The sequence below is a fragment of the Micrococcus sp. EWR3.9.1 genome (assembly GCF_052615555.1).
The window spans coordinates 1-2064 of sequence record NZ_JBQXFD010000039.1; the positions used below are offsets into that span (position 1 = coordinate 1).

2 rRNA genes are annotated in these 2064 nt (G+C 55.8%); both read right to left on the reverse strand.

Going from position 1 to position 2064, the window contains the following annotated elements:
- Nucleotides 1-1113: ribosomal RNA gene (locus ACUJ8O_RS11430) — 23S ribosomal RNA — on the reverse strand; the annotation flags it as partial.
- A 438-nt stretch (nt 1114-1551) separates the two neighbouring features.
- A 16S ribosomal RNA gene (locus tag ACUJ8O_RS11435) occupies nt 1552-2064 on the reverse strand; the annotation flags it as partial.

Genomic DNA, 2064 nt, shown 5'->3' on the forward strand with positions numbered 1-2064 from the left:
TTCCCACTTAGCACACGCTTAGGGGCCTTAACCGGTGGTCTGGGCTGTTTCCCTCTCGACTATGAAGCTTATCCCCCACAGTCTCACTGCCACGCTCTCACTTCCCGGCATTCGGAGTTTGGCTGAAGTCAGTAACCTTGTAGGGCCCATCGTCCATCCAGTAGCTCTACCTCCGGGAAGAAACACGTGACGCTGCACCTAAATGCATTTCGGGGAGAACCAGCTATCACGGAGTTTGATTGGCCTTTCACCCCTACCCACAGCTCATCCCCTCCATTTTCAACTGAAGTGGGTTCGGTCCTCCACGCGCTCTTACACGCGCTTCAACCTGGCCATGGGTAGATCACTCCGCTTCGGGTCTAGGACACGCGACTCAATCGCCCTATTCAGACTCGCTTTCGCTACGGCTTCCCCACACGGGTTAACCTCGCCACGTATCACTAACTCGCAGGCTCATTCTTCAAAAGGCACGCTGTCACCCCACAAGGAGGCTCCAACGGTTTGTAGGCACATGGTTTCAGGTACTATTTCACTCCCCTCCCGGGGTACTTTTCACCATTCCCTCACGGTACTGATCCGCTATCGGTCAACAGGTAGTATTCAGGCTTACCAGGTGGTCCTGGCAGATTCACACGGGATTCCTCGGGCCCCGTGCTACTCGGGCAACCCTCCAACAGCGGCGGAACACATTTCGACTACGGGACTCTCACCCTCTACGGTCCAGCATCCACACTGGTTCGTCTATATGCCCGCACCTCACTGCGCCATGCCGGCAGACATGACAAGGAGGGGCCCACAACACCGCACATGCAACCCCTGCCGGGTATCACACACATACGGTTTAGCCCCATCCGCGTTCGCTCGCCACTACTAACGGAATCACTTTTGTTTTCTCTTCCTGTGGGTACTGAGATGTTTCACTTCCCCACGTTCCCTCCACCCGGTCTATGTGTTCAACCGGGGGTCACACGACACGTCGTGCGGGGTTTCCCCATTCGGAAATCCTGGTCTCAACGTCCGGTTATCGACTCCACCAGGCTTATCGCAGATTCCCACGTCCTTCTTCGGCTCCTGTTGCCAAGGCATCCACCATGCGCCCTTGGAAACTTTCACACACAATGAAAGTCCTCAAATGAGCAATATCTAACTAAGATGTCATTCTCGGCATCACCACACCTCACACACCACCCCAGGGGGAACAGTGCGATCAACGATGCAGCAACAAAAAAATAAGATGCTCGCGTCCACTATGCAGTTCTCAAACAACAACCCACACCCCATCCACCAACCCACAAGGCCAGCTTCACAAGATACGGAGACCAGAAACAACAACCCCAACCCTCACAGATCAGGGTGCCTGCTGTTCCAGGACCCAACAGTGTGCCAACACCAGCTCGCAGCCACCAACACCACCCATTCCAACCACACCCGCAAAGGCATGACGTACTCGAGCACTGCCGGCACCACCACTGGCACCATTCATTGATGTTCCACCCATGAGCAACCCGCCATCACACACGCGGTGATGCAACGGGCACTAATGCTCCTTAGAAAGGAGGTGATCCAGCCGCACCTTCCGGTACGGCTACCTTGTTACGACTTAGTCCCAATCGCTGGTCCCACCTTCGACGGCTCCCCCCACAAGGGTTAGGCCACCGGCTTCGGGTGTTACCAACTTTCGTGACTTGACGGGCGGTGTGTACAAGGCCCGGGAACGTATTCACCGCAGCGTTGCTGATCTGCGATTACTAGCGACTCCGACTTCATGGGGTCGAGTTGCAGACCCCAATCCGAACTGAGACCGGCTTTTTGGGATTAGCTCCACCTCACAGTATCGCAACCCATTGTACCGGCCATTGTAGCATGCGTGAAGCCCAAGACATAAGGGGCATGATGATTTGACGTCGTCCTCACCTTCCTCCGAGTTGACCCCGGCAGTCTCCCATGAGTCCCCACCATTACGTGCTGGCAACATGGAACGAGGGTTGCGCTCGTTGCGGGACTTAACCCAACATCTCACGACACGAGCTGACGACAACCATGCACCACCTGTGAACCCGCCCC